The sequence below is a fragment of the Turicibacter sp. H121 genome (assembly GCF_001543345.1).
GTDB classification, from domain to species: Bacteria; Bacillota_I; Bacilli_A; order MOL361; family Turicibacteraceae; genus Turicibacter; species Turicibacter bilis.
On record NZ_CP013476.1, the window covers coordinates 2,382,199 to 2,399,294 of the forward strand.

A 17,096-nucleotide genomic window follows, 5' to 3' on the forward strand; every position below is an offset into this window, starting at 1 on the left:
CTTTTTTTAAATTAAGGGGAGAATGTTATGTTTACACTCAAAAGTGAAATTCAATTTGATATGGCCCATTATTTAAGTGGATATGTTGGGAAATGTAAGAATATCCACGGTCACCGTTATCGATTAGTTGTTAAAGTGTCTAGCCAAACTTTACATGAAAGCGGTCAATTACGCGGAATGGTAGATGATTTTTCGGAAGTAAAAGCTGTGTTAAAAGAAGTTCATGATTTATTTGATCATAAATTAGTCATTGAGGAAAATGAAGAAGGAAAGCGAGTGGTGGAAAAATTAAATGAATCAGGGAAAGTGTTTGAGATTTTATTTGTTCCTTATCGACCAACAGCTGAAGAAATGTCGCGTCATATTTTTAACGAGATTAAAAAACGAGGGGTACGAGTAACAGAGGTTGAGTTATTTGAAACGCCAACGAATAGTTGTATTTATACGGAGGAAGATTAATGTTTAATGTCATTGAAACGTTTGTCTCGATTGATGGGGAAGGGCCCACATCAGGAGAGTTAGCCACGTTTATTCGTTTTTCAAGTTGCAATTTAAAATGTATATGGTGTGATACAACCTATTCGTGGGATGGGACAGCTTGTATCACTAAGATGAGTACGAAAGAAATCTATGAGTTGATTAAAAAAGCAGGAACTAAAAATGTGACTTTGACCGGTGGTGAGCCACTCATTCAGCCAAATATCGAATTGTTATTGGATGCACTAGCTGAGGATGAGGCGCTGAGTATCCATGTTGAAAGTAATGGATCAATCGATATTACGGGTTTAAAGGAAAGGTATAAAAATTCTAATATTCATTTTATTTTGGATTATAAATGTCCTACTAGTAAGATGAGTGCGCAAATGTGTCATCAAAATTTAAATGTCGTTGATCAGCAAGATGTTTATAAGTTTGTCGTTGCAGGTTATGAAGATTTACATATGGCCTTATCGATTATTAAAAGTTATCATTTAACAAAAAAATGTCGCGTCTATTTGAGTCCCGTCACTGAGTTCATTGAACCATCAAAAATCGTTGAATTTATGAAAGAGCATCAATTAAATGACGTTCGTTTGCAATTGCAACTTCATAAATATATTTGGCCAAAAGAAATGAGAGGAGTTTAAGATGAAACGTCAGATTGATATTGAAAAAATTTCGAGTTGCATTAGAGAAATTTTAATCGCCTTAGGGGATGATCCTGACCGTGAAGGATTGAGAGACACTCCGAAGCGTGTGGCTAAAATGTATGAAGAAGTATTTGCCGGAATGACGTTGAGTAACGATGAAATTGCGCAGTTATTTGGAACGACCTTTGATGAAGAGGACATGGTTGAGCAATCATCTAATCGCTGTGTGATCGTTCGTGATATTCCAATTTTTAGTTACTGCGAACATCACCTAGCGTTAATGTACAACATGAAAGTTAGTGTCGCTTATTTACCGAAAGAAAAAATGATTGGATTAAGTAAGATCGCACGTATTGCTGATATGGTCGGACGACGCTTACAACTTCAAGAACGTATTGGTGAGGAAATTGCCGAGATTGTTGAAAAAATAACAGAAAGTGACGCCATCATTGTTATGATTCATGGTGAGCATAGTTGTATGACGTCAAGAGGAATTAAAAAGCCAGGAACGTTAACGACAACGGTGACTTACCGAGGCGAACGAATCAATCATGATTCAGATTTAAGGCAAGAATTATTAATGTTAATGAAATAGGGAGTGAGAGAAATGAATCAAAAAGCGGTCGTGGTCTTTAGTGGAGGGCAAGATTCGACAACGTGTTTATTTTGGGCGATGAAGCAATTTGAAGAAGTGATTGCTGTTACCTTCGATTATAATCAACGTCACCTGGCGGAGTTAGATTGCGCTAAACGAATTTGTGAAGAGTTCGAAATTGAACATCATCTATTAGATATGTCATTATTAAACCAATTAGCGCCGAATGCGTTGACACGTCAAGATATTGACATTAAGACAGGAGAAAATGGCGGGTTGCCTTCGACGTTTGTTGAAGGGCGAAATTTGTTATTTTTAAGCTTTGCGGGAGTTTTAGCTAAAGTTAAAGGCGCAAAACATATCATCACAGGCGTTTGTGAAACAGATTTTTCTGGTTATCCAGATTGTCGAGATATGTTTATTAAATCATTGAATGTGACGCTTAATTTGAGTATGGATTATGATTTTGTCATTCATACACCGTTGATGTGGTTAGATAAAGCACAGACGTGGGAGCTAGCTGATCAGCTTGGGAAGTTTGAGTATGTTCGTGAGCATACTTTAACATGCTATCGTGGAATTAAAGGAAATGGGTGTGGAACATGTCCAGCTTGTGAACTTAGACAACGAGGACTTGAGACGTATTTAGCACGAAAAGGAGAGGGAAAATAACATGGCAGGACGAACAAAAGAAGAGTTAAAAGACATTACGTTACTAGGGAATCAAGGAACAACTTATCAATATTCGTATGATCCAACTATTTTAGAGGTGTTTGAGAATAAACATCCAAATAACGATTATTTTGTGAAGTTTAATTGTCCGGAATTCACAAGTCTTTGTCCAATTACCGGACAGCCTGACTTTGCAACCATCTATATCTCGTATATTCCAGGAGAGAAAATGGTAGAAAGTAAGTCATTAAAGTTATATTTATTTAGTTTCCGTAATCATGGTGATTTTCATGAGGATTGCATGAATATTATCATGAAAGATTTAGTAAAGTTAATGGATCCAAAATATATTGAAGTTTGGGGGAAATTCACTCCACGTGGGGGAATCAGTATCGATCCGTATTGTAACTACGGTCGCCCAGGAACGAAATACGAAGAAATGGCAAACTATCGCTTAATGAATCATGATTTATATCCAGAAAAGGTAGATAATCGTTAGTCAAACCTAGTTTGATACTCCTAAAATGTGGTAAACTATCACGTAGAAGCCTAAAAAAAGGAGGAGTATGTCGTGAATAAAGAAGAAGCATTAAGTTTTTTAAAAGAACAATTAAAAACGATGAATTATCTAGGTTCAACGTTAAGCATCGTATCATGGGATATGGAAGTTATGGCACCTAGCCAGGCGATTGATTATCGAAGTGAAGTGATGGGATATTTATCGACACAATATCATCAATTAGCAACGGATTCTCGTATTGGAGAGGCTTTAGAGGCGCTTAGTAGTGAAATAAGTCTCACTCAACATGAGACGAAACTAGTGGAAAATTTTAAAGATTCTTATGAAAAAAATAAAAAAATCCCTGAATCTTTACAGCGTGAACTAACAATTGCGACGTCAAAAGGAAGTCAATATTGGAAAAAAGCAAAAGAACAACAAAATTATGAGATTTTTAAACCGTACTTAAAACAGGTGATTGATCTAGCGATAAAACAAGCTGAATGTGTAGGGTATGAAGGGCATATTTATAATGCTTTCTTAGATGATTTTGAAAAAGGAATGACGGTCGAAGAGTTAGATCGTATCTTCCCACCACTTCGAGATGGATTAGTAGCGTTGTTAGATAAAATCATGAAAGCGAAGCAAGGTGAACCTCATCATCCAGAAGGGGAATTTGATAAAGGTCGTCAGGAGCAGTTATCCCTGATGCTTTTAGATGCGATGGGGTATGATTATAAAGAATCAGGACGTGTGGATGAGACGGAACATCCGTTTACCACATCCTTAGGACCCAAGGATGTTCGTATTACGACACATTATTATGAAGAAAGTATCGAAAGTGCGATTTTTAGTTCAGTTCATGAAGGGGGACACGCGATTTATGATCAAAATATGCCCCATCAGTTAGCGGAGTATGGAATAGATGAAGCACCATCGATGGGGATTCATGAATCGCAGTCTCGATTCTATGAAAATATAATCGGCCGTAGCCTTTCATTTTGGCGTGCGTTTTATCCAAAGTTACAAAAAATCTTCCCTGAGTATCAAGAGATTTCGTTAGAAGACTTTTACCGAATCATTAATAAAGTGACACCATCGCTAGTCCGTACAGAAGCGGATGAAGTGACGTATTCGTTACATGTGATTATTCGTTACGAAATCGAGAAGCTCATGGTTAGTGGTGCAGTAAGTGTAGATGAGTTACCAGCACTTTGGAATCAAAAATACGAAGAGTATTTAGGAATCACACCGCCGAATGATTCAGAAGGGTTAATGCAGGATGTTCATTGGTCGGAAGCTTTAATTGGGTACTTCCCGAGTTACGCTTTAGGGAATTTATATGGTGCTCAATTTTATCATCAAATGAAAAAAGATATTCCAAATGTCACTGAGCAGATTGAAGCGGGGGATTTAACAGAAATCTTTAACTGGTTGAAAACGAATGTTCATGAACAAGGAAATCTCTATACGCCAGCTGAGTTAGTCGAACGTGTGACAGGGGAACCATTGAATCCACAATATTTCCTAGATTATTTAAATGAAAAATATTCAAGAATTTATCATTTCTAATTTAATTAATTGAAGCGGGCAATGTATCATATACTCCAGTGAGGATTTATTTTATCACTGGAGTTTTTTTGATGGATTGGAGTGAGGATATGAAGTTAAAAATTAGAAAGATGAGTGAATTAGATGCCTTTAAAATATTATTTTGGCAGTATTCTCCCCCGTATGATTGGTATAATCTTGAAGGTTGTGAAGAATGTTTAGAAGAGTTATTATATGATGAGTATTATTCAGTACTTAATCAGAAAGAACAGCTGATTGGCTTTTTCTGTTTTGGCCAATCGGCTCAAGTGTCAGCTGGAAAGATGGAAGGTTTTTATCGTGATCATGAGTATTTAGATATAGGGCTTGGTATGAATCCTTTATTATGTGGAAAGGGACATGGGGCAAGTTTTGTTCAAGTAGGAATGGCTTACGCTAAAAATCATTTTAAGGCTAAAAAGTTGAGGTTAACTGTGGCCGATTTTAATCAACGTGCCCTCAAGACTTATCAAAAGGTAGGGTTTAAAGAAATTGGGGAGTTTAATAGTCAAAATATTAAATTTAAAGTGATGAGTTATGAGGATTGAGTCGTCCAATAGACGACTTTTTTTGGTAATTAAATAGTAAAAAATTAACTAAAATTTTAATAAAAAAGTTGATAAAATATTAAAAATCTTATAAGATAAAAGGGTACCTAAAACGCTTTTATTAAAAGAAGGACTTTTCAGAGGAAGTGGACGTTTTTGGGGAGTAAGAAAAAGGAGTGTGGATAAAATGTTCATTGAAAAGGAACAGTTATTACAGGGAACAAGTGAAAAGTTACAGCAAGCTCGTGACTATGTAGAATCTAAAAAAGATGAGATTTTATCATTAAAGGAGCGCAATCAGTTTCATCATATGCCCGAAGTAGGATGGATGAATGATCCAAATGGTTTCTCAGTGTATCAAGGCGAGTATCATTTGTTTTATCAATACTTCCCATATGATGTCAAATGGGGACCGATGCATTGGGGCCATGTAAAAAGTCGTGATTTCATTAAGTGGGAGTACTTACCAGTTGCGATGGCGCCTGATCAAGAGTATGAAACAGGTGGATGCTTCTCTGGAAGTGCCTTAGAAGTGGATGGAAAACACGTTTTAATGTATACAGGACATACTAATCCAAATCCTGAGGATGAATCTTGGGTCCGTCAAGTTCAGTGCTTAGCTGTTGGGGATGGGGTTAATTATCATAAGTATGTGAATAATCCAGTCATTAAGACCGAAGAAATGCCGGAGCATTCAAGTTTAACTGACTTCCGTGATCCAAAATTATGGGTTAAAGATGGAGTCTACTATTGTGTTTTAGGAAGTAAGAGTGATGAGAACAGTGCACGTGTGTTACTTTATAAATCAGTAGATTTAGTCCATTGGACATATGTTGGAATAGTAGGGGAAAGTAATCATGAATTTGGCTATATGTGGGAATGTCCAGATTTATTCCACTTAGATGGACAAGATGTGTTAATCATGTCACCACAAGGGGTTCCTGTTGAAGAATTTCGCCATAAAAATACGAATACAACGGTTTACTGTTTAGGAGAGTTAAACTATGAAACGGCTCATTTTGAGCGTCGTGTGATGGAAGAAATCGATTATGGATTAGACTTTTATGCTCCACAAACAACAGAGAGCTTAGATGGGCGTCGGATTATGATTGCTTGGATGCAATCATGGCATCAAAATATGCCAACCGATAAATACGGATGGGTGACGTCAATGACGATTCCCCGTGAATTAAGCATTAAAGGCGATGTCATGTATCAATGGCCAGTTCGTGAAATTGAGAAATATCGTAGTGGTCATATTGGTCATGAGTCAGTCATATTTGAAGGAAGTAAAACATTAGCAGGAGTAAAGGGACGTCATTTAGATCTGGAAATGGTCATTGACTTCAAAGAGGCAAAATATTTTGAAATTAAAGTCATGAAAGGTGAAGATCAAGAAACAAATATCGTGTATGACGTGGATCGTCATGTCTTAAGTTTTGATCGTCGTCAAAGTAGAAGTGGTATTGATGGATTAAACTATCGTGAAATGCCAGTTCCATTAGTAGACGGTAAGTTATCACTTCGTTTATTAATAGATACGTATTCAGTTGAGTTATTTGCTCAAGAAGGTGCACATACGATGACTTCAACGGTTTATTCGGACTTATGTGCAGAAGGGATTGAATTTATTGCAGATCGAACAGTAGAAATGACGGTTCATAAGTGGGAATTAAACGTGTAAATAATCTATTTTATTAACTTAGTAAAATCGACTAAAGTACTTCCCCCTTAGCTTTAGTCGAAGTGCTAGGTTCGGAGATAGAGAGATGAAGATTTATCATGAAAAAATCAGATTTTGATAACTAAACTTTAACGTTAGTTGTCATGTCTTTTTTTAGTCTGTCAAAAAACGTAGAAATGTTTAGTTTGAAAAAGTTGGAATTACAAAATCAAAAATGGTAATATAGGTGTACGCCTAAGGAAACCATGTGAAATGAGGGTGAAGAACTTGGAACTAAATGTCGCATTAATCGCACACGATAAAATGAAAGATCAAATGGTGAATTTTTGTTATGCATATCAACATATCTTAAGAAACTATGGGTTGTATACAACAGGAACAACTGGAAAACGAATTGAAGAAGGGACAGCTTTAAGTGTCCATAAATTAGCATCTGGACCATTAGGTGGAGATCAACAAATCGGAGCGATGATTGTTACAGAAGATATTGATCTTGTCATTTTCTTACGTGATCCATTAACACCACAACCGCATGAGACGGATATTCAAGCTTTAATTCGTTTATGTGATGTTCATTATGTACCGATTGCAACAAATTTAGCATCAGCAGAAATTTTTGTAAGAGCACTCGATAATGGCGATTTAGATTGGCGAAAATTAAGAAAAAAACATTCGTAACAAATGTGTTTGATAGGGGGGAAAACATGTTACAGGTCGTAAATATTAAACAAAGTCCTATCGGGACAGAGAAAGCTATTCAATATATTCAAAATGTTTGGAATCATCAAAATCAAGTGTCCCAGTTTTATGATGAAATCTGCCATTTATCACTAGCAGGTGACTCTTTAAATGATTTTTATGTGCTAGTCAATGATGAAAAAATTATTGGATGCTGCGGATTAATTAAAAATGATGTCTTAAAAAAGGCTGATCGATATCCTTGGATTACATCATTATATATCGATGAAGTTTATCGAGGGCGTAATTATGGGCAGTTATTAATGAATCATGTCATTCATCGTGCCCAATTACTAGGGTATCCTAAAGTTTATCTTACAACAGGGAAAACCGATTATTATCGCCGTCATGGATGGCGAGAATTAGAGAGCGACTTAAATGAAAAAACAAATAAGATTTATTACAAAAAATTAACTGAACAACGTTAATTATTTTTTTGAAGTTAACGGTAACCGGTTACTTTAGGTAAAGATCTTATGTTCAAAAATAAAAAGAAACTATGATTTAAATCGTTTCTTTTTTCATGTTCATCATAATGGTCTTTTTGTACGAGAAAATAGATTAAATAAACAAAGGAGAATAGAAAAAACTACTATAGAGGCAAGCCAACCGCCTAATACATCTCCTACATAATGAACGTTAATGTAAACACGGCTAAATCCGATTAAAAAGGTATAAGCTAACAAGAAGGCACTCAATAAGTAAGCAATGAGCTTACGAGATAAAAAATGAAAAGAGAGATAGCTAAGTAACAGGGCTAGTGCTAAACTAATCATTGAATGACCACTTGGAAAACTGAAACCTGTTTCATGAATTAATGAACCAACGATTGGGCGCTGACGAAGATACAGGTGTTTTAAAAGGGTATTTGTTCCTGCGGTTAAAAGGATGAGTAAGAAGCTAAATAGAGCTTCTTTTTTTTGATGTTTGAAGACGAGAATAAACGTCAATATTAAGGTTAATACACTAATGGGAAATGGATTAGCGGTCTTTGTTAGTATGATCATGAGGGTATTTAAATGTGGGTTACGAAGACGGCTAATAAAGTTAAAGACAGACTGCTGGAAGTTTGTTAAATCTGATGTGAAAATATAGTCTGCCAGGATAAAAAAGCAGCCGCTTGAAATAACGGCGATTAGAAAAGGAATCATAGGATTCAATTGACGTTTCATAATGACGCTCCTTAGTTATGATATAGTTTTAGTATAACAAAAACTATCGAATTCACTCCAATGGATTTATTACATAATTGAATGCAGGATGTCTATACTAATATAGCAATTGATTAAAATCGAGGTGGCAACATGAAAAAGTTATTATATATCACAGTCAATTCCAAGCCAGAGACATTATCGGCAAGTCGAACTGTTGGACGTGCGTTAGTCAATGAGATTACCTCAACCTATCCTGAATTTGAAGTTGAGGAGTTAGATTTATATAAAGTCCATATTCCGAGACTTGAGTATCAATATTTTGCCTCACGTAATTGCATGGTTGAAAAAGAAGCTTTAGAGAAATTACCTCCAAAAGAGCAAGAAGAAGTTCATAAAATTGTAAAGCTATGTGATCAATTTAAAGAGGCTGATGTCGTTGTTATTGCCACTCCAATGTGGAGCTTGTCTTTTCCCGCTCCTTTAAAAGAATATATGGATTGTATTATTCAAGTGGGTAAAACAATCTCTTTTGAGGGAATGATGCCAAAGGGATTACTCGATGATAAACCAAGAACAGTTGTTTATGTTCAATCCTCAGGTGCTAATATCATGTGGATGATGAATCCATTATTTAATAAAGGCCTACATTACATTGAAGATATGATGAAATTCATGGGAATTAAGAAATTTGAAGAATTATTAGTTGATGGAACAGGTGAGACACCGGAAGAAAAAGAAAAAGCAATTGAAAAAGCGAAAAAGAAAATTAAGGCAGTTGTGAAACATCTAGAATTCGAAAAAGAATAAAGGAGGTATTTGAATGCAATTTTGTGTAAGAGATGAAGTTGAACATTTTGAAGAGAGTTTCCACCCTTATTATGATGCTATAAAAATTGATGAGGAGTACTTTGAAGATCGTGAAGGTCACGAGCGTGCAGCTATCACACTCGTTAAACAGTTACAAGAAAGAGTACACTTATATGGGATTATTACGTTTCCAGACGGTGGCGGTTATGATGTAGATTTTGTTTATGAAAATGATAATGCGGTTCCTGGAATCACAAAAATCACTTTGGTAGCCGTGAAGAACTCTTAGAGGGCTGGAAAAACTTTTTAAGGTTATATAAATAAATAAATAAACAGGCTATCTCATGGAGGTAGCCTGTTTATCTAGGGAAGGTAGTCAAAAATAGAACTTTCATGATATAATGCTCATACGTATGAAATTTTTATATAGAAATTTTTAAAATATAAAAGTTTTGGAGGTTAACATGAAAATAGGATTTTTTGATTCAGGAATTGGGGGACTAACGGTTCTAAGCGAGGCGTTAAAACGACTTCCCAATCATGAATACTTATATTATGCGGATACACAGCATGCGCCTTATGGACCAAAGCCAAAGGAAGAAGTTCGTGAGTATGTCTTTAAGGCGATCGAATTTTTAGTAAATGAGGGATGCCAAATCATTGTAATTGCTTGTAATACGGCAACAAGTATTGCTGTATCCGAGTTACGTCAAAAATATTCTATTCCGATTATTGGAATGGAACCTGCTGTAAAACCCGCCATTGAATCTGTAGAAAACAGTACAAAGCGTGTGTTGGTCACTGCGACGCCCCTCACATTAAAAGAAGAAAAATTAAAACAGTTAATTCAGCGACTAGATAAACACCATCAAACAGATTTATTGCCATTACCCGATCTTGTTCGTTTTGCAGAGTCGTATGAATTTTCGGATGAAGCGATTCTTCCTTATTTGAAACAATGTTTACAATCTTTTGATATTAGTGCTTATGGAGCAGTTGTTCTAGGATGTACACATTTCCCATTATTTTCTCATCATTTTGAAAAAATCTTCTCTAGTGAGGTTCGATTAATTGACGGAAGTAGCGGGACGGTTTCTCACTTAGAAAAATTAATCTTAGCACAAAAGGTAGAGCCTTGTTTCAATGCTTCACTGACCTTTTACCGCTCAAGTAAGAAACTTGAGTCAAGTCAAGAGATTGAACCTTTCACAAAAATCTTAAAACAATTAAAGGCAATTTAATTGTCAGAATTTTAATCAACAGTCATATGTCGTTAAACCCTATCATAAAATTGTCTTGAGTTGTCAGATTATTTTATAAAAAATGTGGTGATAACATGGACTTTCAAAACGTAAATCCTGAGTTGTTTATCGTCGTGGGTGAATTGCTTGGAAACGTCATTGCAAATGAATTACCGTTTAACGTACAAAATGCTGTTGGCAACTGGCTACAACTTGTTGGGCAGGCAATTGAAACTTATAATGCGCAACAACAATATTATCAACAAGGGCCGGGTCGTTATTTTACACCTGATAGTTTTAATGTGGATAATCCATTTTGTCAAAATAATGAACAAGGTTCACAAAGTGGATCAACTGTCAGTAGTTCAGGTCAAGCGCCAGAGCAAGAGGAGATTTTACCGAAATCATCACGTGGAGCCGATGATTCACACACCGACATGCGCTCAACAGACGATAAGTTACATATCATAAAGTTACAAGAAACCATTGAAAAGCTCATGCTTAGAATGGAACAATTAGAAGAGGAAATAAAAAACTTAAAAGCAATGAATGACAGTGATTAACTCATGTTAAAATGAATTTTTAACATGAGTTTTTTTTCTTTGCACATACTAAGTATGTCGGAGGTGATTATGCATGAAACACTACAGTCATCAAGCTTCTCCTTATAAACATCAGCAACTAGATGTTGAGTTTGGTTCTGACTTTGCCCCATTAGACCATTATTTGGATCAAGAAGCCCAACGTGCCTTTCTATCAGCAAAAGCAGGAGGGATGATTACAAAACGCTTGGTTGAAGTCGGTGAAGAAATGTTAATGAATAACAAAGACAATAAATAAGCTTAAATAGAAAATCATAAAGAACGACTGTTTCTTTATGATTTTTTTATCTTGATAAAAGGAAGAATGATCAGATTTAAAAATGGCTTAAAATTATTAAGCTATTTTAGAGAAAGATCTGTTAACGTCAATTTAATGGTCTCTGAGTGAACAATCTTATCTATCTCTAAAACAGCTAATCAAATGAAACGTGATTGAGTGATGGATTCAAGTTGGCGATTGAAAAATATAGGTCGAGGGATTCGATGCAGAGAACGTAGGTATATTTCGATAGTGAGGGGTGAACTGGCATTGTTCTGAAGTGAGATGAGACAGTTGTCAAAGCGTCATCGGATGATATGATTCTCAATCATGAAAAGACGTTGGGTTGCAGTAGATAACGATGATAAATAGTTCAAGTTATAGGCAAAGAATAAGCCCTATCTAAACGATAAGGCGTTATTCATTCCGTATTCAACTTCAGTTAAACATTACACAGAATCAAAAGGAATCCCTTATAGTGACTATATGGGTTGATGGATTATTAAGTTCAAAATTGAATACGTTCTGATGAGATGGTGGCATAAGCAGAACGAGAGGTAGTAAGAGTTGAATGATAAGTAATTTTAGCAAATAAAATTGGATCGTGATTAGTTTGTACTGAGAATGAAACTTAATTTAGACAGTGAGCAGCAATAACACTACTCAGTATGTCTTTCAGTTTTGGAATGAGATTTGAAAAAGGGGGAATCTCCCTTATGTTGACAACTGACAATTGAATCATTTTTAACCGTTTCATAACAAAAGATTAAAAAATCAAATTTATTAGTGTGCGCTCCAAAATCAGAGAAAAATTGAGCTTATGTATAGTATAAAATAATAAAAAAGAAATAATTAATTTATAAGAAATAAGATGATTTAATAGAAAGAACATGAATTAGACACATTAAAAACATTAAATAGTCATTAAATAACCATATTTTTTACACTTGAAAGCGATTTTATCACTAAAGACTATTTACTTTTACAAATATTGGAAATATAATACACAATAACATCACAAAAAATAGTGATGAGATTGAAGGAGGGACCAGAAATGAATAAGAAACATTTATGGTTAGCTGGAGCATGTTTACTTGCTGTTGGGGGATGTAGTAATGACAGTGAGACGCCAGCTGACACACCAGAAAACAGTGGAACACCAAATGAAACACCAAAAGAAACAGAAGTTTATCGAAATGATTATAACTATGTCTATAGTGAAGATCCAGATACGTTTGACTATGTATATTCATTCCAAGTTGCTGATAATGAGCACACAGCTAACTTTGTTGACGGGCTTTTAGAACATGATCGTTATGGACAATTAGTTGGAGCGATTGCAGAAAGTTATGAAGTCAATGAAGATGCAACTGTTTTTACTTTCAAGATTCGTGAAGGTGTAAAATGGGTGACAGATGAAGGTGAAGAATATGCTGATGTAACAGCACATGACTTTGTGACTGGATTACGTCACGCAACAGAATTTCAATCACAAACCATGTACTTAGTCCAATATGCAATTAAAAACTTAGATGCTTATGTGAATGGCGAAGTGGAATGGGAAGAAGTTGGAATTAAAGCGTTAGATGATTATACATTAGAGTATACACTTGAAGCCCCAACCCCATATTTCCATACCATTACAACTTATTCAGTTTTAATGCCAGTCAATCAAGAATTTTTAGAAAGTAAAGGTGAGGGATGTAAATTAGGTGCACCGGATCCAGGTAACTGTTCATTCGGAGAAGTTGCAGCGGACGGAATTCTTTATAACGGTGCTTATATCTTATCAAACTATGTATCTAAATCAGTGATTGAGTATACAGCTAATCCAGATTATTGGGATGCAGAACATGTTTATATTCCAAAAGTTAAGTTAGTTTATTATGATGGAAAAGATCCAGATAGCTTATTCACAGGATTTGATAATGGGGATTATTCAGCTGCTCCTGTTTATACAGATAATGCAGCGATTTATAAAACGGCTAAAGATAAATATGGAGATTCAATTTATGTTTCAGATTTAAGTTCATCATCATTCTGGATTTCATGGAACTTTGACCGTAATGCTTATTCATCAGTGGCAGATGAAACAGTCGATGCTTCACCACAAACTGATAAACAGCGTCAAGATACTACAGCAGCAAAATTAAATCGTGCCTTCCGTAAAGCGGTTATGTACGGATTAGATGTTTCTAATTTAACTGCGCAAGTCGTTGGAGATGATTTAAAACTTGGACGCTTACGTAATACATTAACTCAACCAGGATTCGTTTTAACAAGCGAAGGGGTACCATATGAAGAGTTAGTATCAGCGGCTTTAACAGAAATGAATCCAGAAGAATATCCAGAAGGATTTGACTTATCAGATGGACAATTAGCTTATTATAACTTAGACTTAGCTAAACAATATGCGGATCAAGCAAAAGAAGAATTAAGCGCAGAAGGCGTAGAGTTCCCAATTCAATTAGATATTTCAGTTGATGGAGCAGGTGAAAAAACAGTTCGTGTGGCTCAAGCCTTTAAGAATACATTAGAGACCAATTTAGCTGACTTTGTTGCGGTGAATATCATTGTTTCAGATACAGATACATTAAATGCCGCTAAACAAGCCGAACAAATGAACTGGGATATGTATATTGGTCGTGGATGGGGACCAGACTACGGGGATCCAAAAACTTATGTTGATGTCTTCGATCCAGATAGTGGAGACATGTTAGCCTATCAAGGATTAAACTGGACGGGATCAGAAGTAGGTAACGATGCAGCAGCGAAAGAAGCCATTGGCTTATATGAATTCCAAGCCTTAAAAGATGCAGCAGATGCTGTGGTAGATGATAACGATAAACGCTTTGAATTATATGCCAAAGCAGAAGCATTCTTATTAGATAATGCCATCTTCATCCCATATTGTTCAAATGGTGGAGGATACAGTGTGTCAAAATTAGTTCCACGTAGTGGTTTATATGGGGCTTATGGTTTATCAGATGATAAATACAAATATAAACAAGTGGCCGATGAAGTTGTAACAAAAGCACAACGTGATGAAATCATTGCAGAGTGGCAAGAAGAGTTGAAAAAATAATACAAGTTTAAAAGTATACAAAAAGATTGGGGTGAAACCCTAATCTTTTTGTATATAAAAATAAGGGGGGACAGCCAATGAAGCGTTATATGTTTAAAAGATTTCTAAGATCGTTATTCTCAATTTTCATGGTTTTAACGATTGTTTTTACTTTAATTTACTCAGTTATCCCTCGTGATCGTGTGTTCTTTTCGGATACAAATATTGAAAAGATTCAAAAAAGACCAGACGATTATGCTAACTATAAATATGTTCAATGGGAAAAACTTGGGTACTTAAATTATGATACGATTCAAGATTACTGTAAACAATTATATGGATCAGCTAATGAACAATATTCAAACTGTATCTTACCTGAATCGTCTGAAACAGCAGATTATGTTGCGTTGAAAGAAAAAGAAGGTTGGGACGTTGACTTCTTTGAAGTCTCAAAACAAGCGTATGCAGTCGAAGAAGTTCCGATCTTAAGACGGGCATTAAATTGGTGGGCAAATTTAATTGAAATTGACTATCCAGGAAAGGTTCAAACAGAGAATACAGAATTAGAACGTAAAGTTTATGTTGGCCAAGACTTTAATGGGCGTCCTGCCTTAATGTGTACAGGATGTGAAAATAAATATCTCGTTTATTTTGATGGGAACTTTCCATTTATTCATCAAAACTGGATTAGTATTAACTTAGGGACTTCGTATCCAACCTATAGTGGACAAGGCGTATTGGAGGTTGTGACAAGTTCACAAGGAGAAAAAGTCAAAAAAGAGGTCATGATGCCAAATGGTCAGGTTAAAGAATCTTCAACAAATTTTTACACCTGTAAGTATAAGGAAACCTTAGATAATATGGATCAGAAAAACTTTACCGATCACTATGCAGATTGTGAAACATTAAAAAGTGATCCATCTATGATGCAAATTTCATTTACGATGGGAATTATTTCATTACTTTTAACTTATGTCATCGGTTTACCACTTGGAATTCAAATGGCGAATCATAAAGGTAAATGGGTCGATAAGCTTGGTCAATGGTATATTGTATTCATGAATGCTATTCCAGGGCTTGCTTATATTGTCTTAGTTCGATTTATTGGAGGAAAATATTTTGGGTTACCATCAATGTTTCCTATGCTGGGAGCAAGTCATCCAAAATCGTATATTTTACCAATTATTTCATTAACGTTAGGGTCAGTAGCCGGTCGTATGATGTGGATGCGTCGCTATATGATTGATCAAAGTACGATGGATTATGTGAAATTTGCTCGTGCTAAAGGATTATCTGAAAATGAAATTTTCTATAAACATATCTTTAGAAATGCCATTGGTCCAATTGCTCATGGACTTCCAGCTGCGGTTATTTTGTGTATTTCAGGAGCGTTAATTACAGAAGGTGTCTACAGTATTCCGGGGATGGGGAAAATCTTACCTGATTCTATCTCGATTTATAATAACTCAATGGTCATTGGATTAACGTTTATCTTTACTTCATTAAGTATCTTATCAACTTTCCTAGGTGACTGGTTATTAACATTAGTTGATCCACGTATTAGTCTAGATGAAAAAGGAGGAAGCCGATAATGAGTGATTCAAGATTTGAATTTGTTACCCATGATGCGAGTGCATCTGAACATATTGCAGCGCCTTCATATTCTTATTGGCGCTCAGTTTCAAGGCAGTTTTTTGGAAAAAAATTAACTGTATTTTTATTAATTGTAATTGTTTTATTGAGTTTGATTGCTCTTATTCAACCAGCTTTATCGGGTTATGATCCAATGATTTCACCGAATATTAATAATCCCGAAATGCGATTTTTAGGAATATCATTCCAGTATCCTTATGGAACGGATGGGGTCGGAAGTTCAGTTTGGGACGTCGTTTGGGCTGGAACAAGAACATCTTTACTAGTTGGATTTATTGTCACAGGGGTGAATACCTTTATTGGTGTCTTAGTTGGAGCGATTTGGGGGTTCTCAAAAGCAATCGATAAAGTCATGCTTGAAATTTATAACATCATTTCCAGTGTGCCTTATATTTTAATTGTTACCGTATTACTTTATGCATTTGGACGTGGATTTTGGCAATTAGTTTTAGCGATGTGTTTAACGGGATGGCTGGGAACTGCCTATTTTATTCGAACACAAGTAATGATTATTCGCGATCGTGAATATAACTTAGCTTCAAAGTGCTTAGGAACACCAACGCTTCGCTTAGTCACTCGAAATATTTTACCTTATTTACTTTCAGTCGTGATGACCAGTGTTTCACTTGAAATTCCAGCTGCCATTTCAACAGAAGTGACTTTATCATTCTTAGGAATTGGGTTAAACGTTTCAATTCCATCACTAGGACGTATGATCAATCAATATTCAAATTATTTTAATGGATATCCTCATTTATTCTGGGCTCCAGTTTTAACATTAGCCATTGTAACGGTTTCGTTATATGTGATTGGTCAAGCATTAGCAGATGCATCAGATCCAAGAACTCATATGTAGGAAA

At 35.5% G+C, this 17,096-nt stretch carries 19 protein-coding genes; 18 read left to right on the forward strand and 1 reads right to left on the reverse strand.

What is annotated here, in order from left to right; all coding sequences use genetic code 11:
- The first annotated feature begins 27 nt into the window (after positions 1 to 27).
- From queD to AT726_RS11480, 10 genes are all read left to right on the forward strand, one after another.
- Positions 28 to 459, forward strand: coding sequence for a 6-carboxytetrahydropterin synthase QueD (gene queD / locus AT726_RS11435; RefSeq protein ID WP_055244484.1), 432 nt, complete (start codon positions 28 to 30; stop codon positions 457 to 459).
- Entirely contained in the window at positions 459 to 1,127 is a 669-nt protein-coding gene (queE, locus tag AT726_RS11440) for a putative 7-carboxy-7-deazaguanine synthase QueE (protein ID WP_068759622.1), read from the forward strand. The genes queD and queE overlap by 1 nt, the downstream gene beginning before the upstream one ends.
- Position 1,128: 1 nt before the next feature.
- Positions 1,129 to 1,725: a GTP cyclohydrolase I gene (gene folE, locus AT726_RS11445; protein ID WP_055275417.1), complete on the forward strand. Its 597-nt coding sequence runs from the start codon at positions 1,129 to 1,131 to the stop codon at positions 1,723 to 1,725.
- Positions 1,726 to 1,737: 12 nt separating this feature from the next.
- A complete protein-coding gene (gene queC, locus AT726_RS11450; RefSeq protein WP_055275419.1) occupies positions 1,738 to 2,397 on the forward strand; it encodes a 7-cyano-7-deazaguanine synthase QueC in 660 nt (219 codons plus the stop codon).
- Position 2,398: 1 nt separating this feature from the next.
- Positions 2,399 to 2,896 carry a preQ(1) synthase gene (queF, locus tag AT726_RS11455; RefSeq protein ID WP_068759623.1) on the forward strand — a complete coding sequence of 166 codons (498 nt, stop codon included), beginning with the start codon at positions 2,399 to 2,401 and terminating at the stop codon, positions 2,894 to 2,896.
- A 72-nt stretch (positions 2,897 to 2,968) separates the two neighbouring features.
- Positions 2,969 to 4,468: a carboxypeptidase M32 gene (locus AT726_RS11460; RefSeq protein ID WP_068759624.1), complete on the forward strand. Its 1,500-nt coding sequence runs from the start codon at positions 2,969 to 2,971 to the stop codon at positions 4,466 to 4,468.
- Between the two features lie 71 nt (positions 4,469 to 4,539).
- Positions 4,540 to 5,034 (forward strand): GNAT family N-acetyltransferase, encoded by a 495-nt coding sequence (locus AT726_RS11465; protein ID WP_237252409.1) that lies wholly within the window; start codon positions 4,540 to 4,542, stop codon positions 5,032 to 5,034.
- A gap of 187 nt (positions 5,035 to 5,221) precedes the next feature.
- The gene (locus tag AT726_RS11470; protein ID WP_068759625.1) at positions 5,222 to 6,718 is read left to right on the forward strand and encodes a glycoside hydrolase family 32 protein; all 1,497 of its coding nucleotides are present in this window, start codon (positions 5,222 to 5,224) and stop codon (positions 6,716 to 6,718) included.
- 267 nt (positions 6,719 to 6,985) lie between these two features.
- Positions 6,986 to 7,396 (forward strand): methylglyoxal synthase, encoded by a 411-nt coding sequence (locus AT726_RS11475; protein ID WP_411039961.1) that lies wholly within the window; start codon positions 6,986 to 6,988, stop codon positions 7,394 to 7,396.
- 26 nt (positions 7,397 to 7,422) lie between these two features.
- Positions 7,423 to 7,884, forward strand: a complete 462-nt coding sequence (locus tag AT726_RS11480) for a GNAT family N-acetyltransferase (RefSeq protein WP_055244500.1) — start codon at positions 7,423 to 7,425, stop codon at positions 7,882 to 7,884.
- A gap of 102 nt (positions 7,885 to 7,986) precedes the next feature.
- On the opposite strand, the gene AT726_RS11485 is transcribed toward AT726_RS11480, so the two are convergent.
- A complete protein-coding gene (locus AT726_RS11485) occupies positions 7,987 to 8,628 on the reverse strand; it encodes a phosphatase PAP2 family protein (protein WP_068759626.1) in 642 nt (213 codons plus the stop codon).
- 132 nt (positions 8,629 to 8,760) lie between these two features.
- On the opposite strand from AT726_RS11485, the gene AT726_RS11490 reads away from it, so the two are divergent.
- From AT726_RS11490 to AT726_RS11525, 8 genes are all read left to right on the forward strand, one after another.
- Complete coding sequence (locus AT726_RS11490; RefSeq protein WP_055244505.1) at positions 8,761 to 9,417, forward strand: FMN-dependent NADH-azoreductase; 657 nt, start codon at positions 8,761 to 8,763, stop codon at positions 9,415 to 9,417.
- Between the two features lie 13 nt (positions 9,418 to 9,430).
- Positions 9,431 to 9,706 (forward strand): hypothetical protein, encoded by a 276-nt coding sequence (locus AT726_RS11495; RefSeq protein WP_237297114.1) that lies wholly within the window; start codon positions 9,431 to 9,433, stop codon positions 9,704 to 9,706.
- Positions 9,707 to 9,881: 175 nt separating this feature from the next.
- Positions 9,882 to 10,658 carry a glutamate racemase gene (murI, locus tag AT726_RS11500; protein WP_055275429.1) on the forward strand — a complete coding sequence of 259 codons (777 nt, stop codon included), beginning with the start codon at positions 9,882 to 9,884 and terminating at the stop codon, positions 10,656 to 10,658.
- A gap of 95 nt (positions 10,659 to 10,753) precedes the next feature.
- Entirely contained in the window at positions 10,754 to 11,221 is a 468-nt protein-coding gene (locus AT726_RS13340) for a hypothetical protein (RefSeq protein WP_055275430.1), read from the forward strand.
- A 73-nt stretch (positions 11,222 to 11,294) separates the two neighbouring features.
- Complete coding sequence (locus AT726_RS11510; protein WP_055244513.1) at positions 11,295 to 11,498, forward strand: hypothetical protein; 204 nt, start codon at positions 11,295 to 11,297, stop codon at positions 11,496 to 11,498.
- Between the two features lie 1,075 nt (positions 11,499 to 12,573).
- On the forward strand, positions 12,574 to 14,604 hold the full coding sequence (locus AT726_RS11515) for a peptide ABC transporter substrate-binding protein (protein WP_068759627.1): 2,031 nt from the start codon (positions 12,574 to 12,576) through the stop codon (positions 14,602 to 14,604).
- 77 nt (positions 14,605 to 14,681) lie between these two features.
- On the forward strand, positions 14,682 to 16,175 hold the full coding sequence (locus AT726_RS11520) for an ABC transporter permease (RefSeq protein WP_055244517.1): 1,494 nt from the start codon (positions 14,682 to 14,684) through the stop codon (positions 16,173 to 16,175).
- Complete coding sequence (locus AT726_RS11525) at positions 16,175 to 17,092, forward strand: ABC transporter permease (protein ID WP_068759628.1); 918 nt, start codon at positions 16,175 to 16,177, stop codon at positions 17,090 to 17,092. The genes AT726_RS11520 and AT726_RS11525 overlap by 1 nt, the downstream gene beginning before the upstream one ends.
- The last annotated feature ends 4 nt before the right edge of the window (positions 17,093 to 17,096 follow it).

Excerpts from the sequence above, each read along its gene's own strand:
- AT726_RS13340 (WP_055275430.1), top strand. The coding sequence starts at position 10,754 with ATGGACTTTCAAAACGTAAATCCTGAGTTGTTTATCGTCGTGGGTGAA.
- AT726_RS11525 (WP_068759628.1), top strand. The coding sequence starts at position 16,175 with ATGAGTGATTCAAGATTTGAATTTGTTACCCATGATGCGAGTGCATCT.
- AT726_RS11490 (WP_055244505.1), top strand. The coding sequence starts at position 8,761 with ATGAAAAAGTTATTATATATCACAGTCAATTCCAAGCCAGAGACATTA.
- queE (WP_068759622.1), top strand. The coding sequence starts at position 459 with ATGTTTAATGTCATTGAAACGTTTGTCTCGATTGATGGGGAAGGGCCC.
- AT726_RS11510 (WP_055244513.1), top strand. The coding sequence starts at position 11,295 with ATGAAACACTACAGTCATCAAGCTTCTCCTTATAAACATCAGCAACTA.
- AT726_RS11515 (WP_068759627.1), top strand. The coding sequence starts at position 12,574 with ATGAATAAGAAACATTTATGGTTAGCTGGAGCATGTTTACTTGCTGTT.
- AT726_RS11470 (WP_068759625.1), top strand. The coding sequence starts at position 5,222 with ATGTTCATTGAAAAGGAACAGTTATTACAGGGAACAAGTGAAAAGTTA.
- queF (WP_068759623.1), top strand. The coding sequence starts at position 2,399 with ATGGCAGGACGAACAAAAGAAGAGTTAAAAGACATTACGTTACTAGGG.
- folE (WP_055275417.1), top strand. The coding sequence starts at position 1,129 with ATGAAACGTCAGATTGATATTGAAAAAATTTCGAGTTGCATTAGAGAA.
- AT726_RS11465 (WP_237252409.1), top strand. The coding sequence starts at position 4,540 with ATGGATTGGAGTGAGGATATGAAGTTAAAAATTAGAAAGATGAGTGAA.
- AT726_RS11520 (WP_055244517.1), top strand. The coding sequence starts at position 14,682 with ATGAAGCGTTATATGTTTAAAAGATTTCTAAGATCGTTATTCTCAATT.
- AT726_RS11485 (WP_068759626.1), bottom strand. The coding sequence starts at position 8,628 with ATGAAACGTCAATTGAATCCTATGATTCCTTTTCTAATCGCCGTTATT.
- murI (WP_055275429.1), top strand. The coding sequence starts at position 9,882 with ATGAAAATAGGATTTTTTGATTCAGGAATTGGGGGACTAACGGTTCTA.
- queC (WP_055275419.1), top strand. The coding sequence starts at position 1,738 with ATGAATCAAAAAGCGGTCGTGGTCTTTAGTGGAGGGCAAGATTCGACA.
- AT726_RS11495 (WP_237297114.1), top strand. The coding sequence starts at position 9,431 with ATGCAATTTTGTGTAAGAGATGAAGTTGAACATTTTGAAGAGAGTTTC.
- AT726_RS11480 (WP_055244500.1), top strand. The coding sequence starts at position 7,423 with ATGTTACAGGTCGTAAATATTAAACAAAGTCCTATCGGGACAGAGAAA.
- queD (WP_055244484.1), top strand. The coding sequence starts at position 28 with ATGTTTACACTCAAAAGTGAAATTCAATTTGATATGGCCCATTATTTA.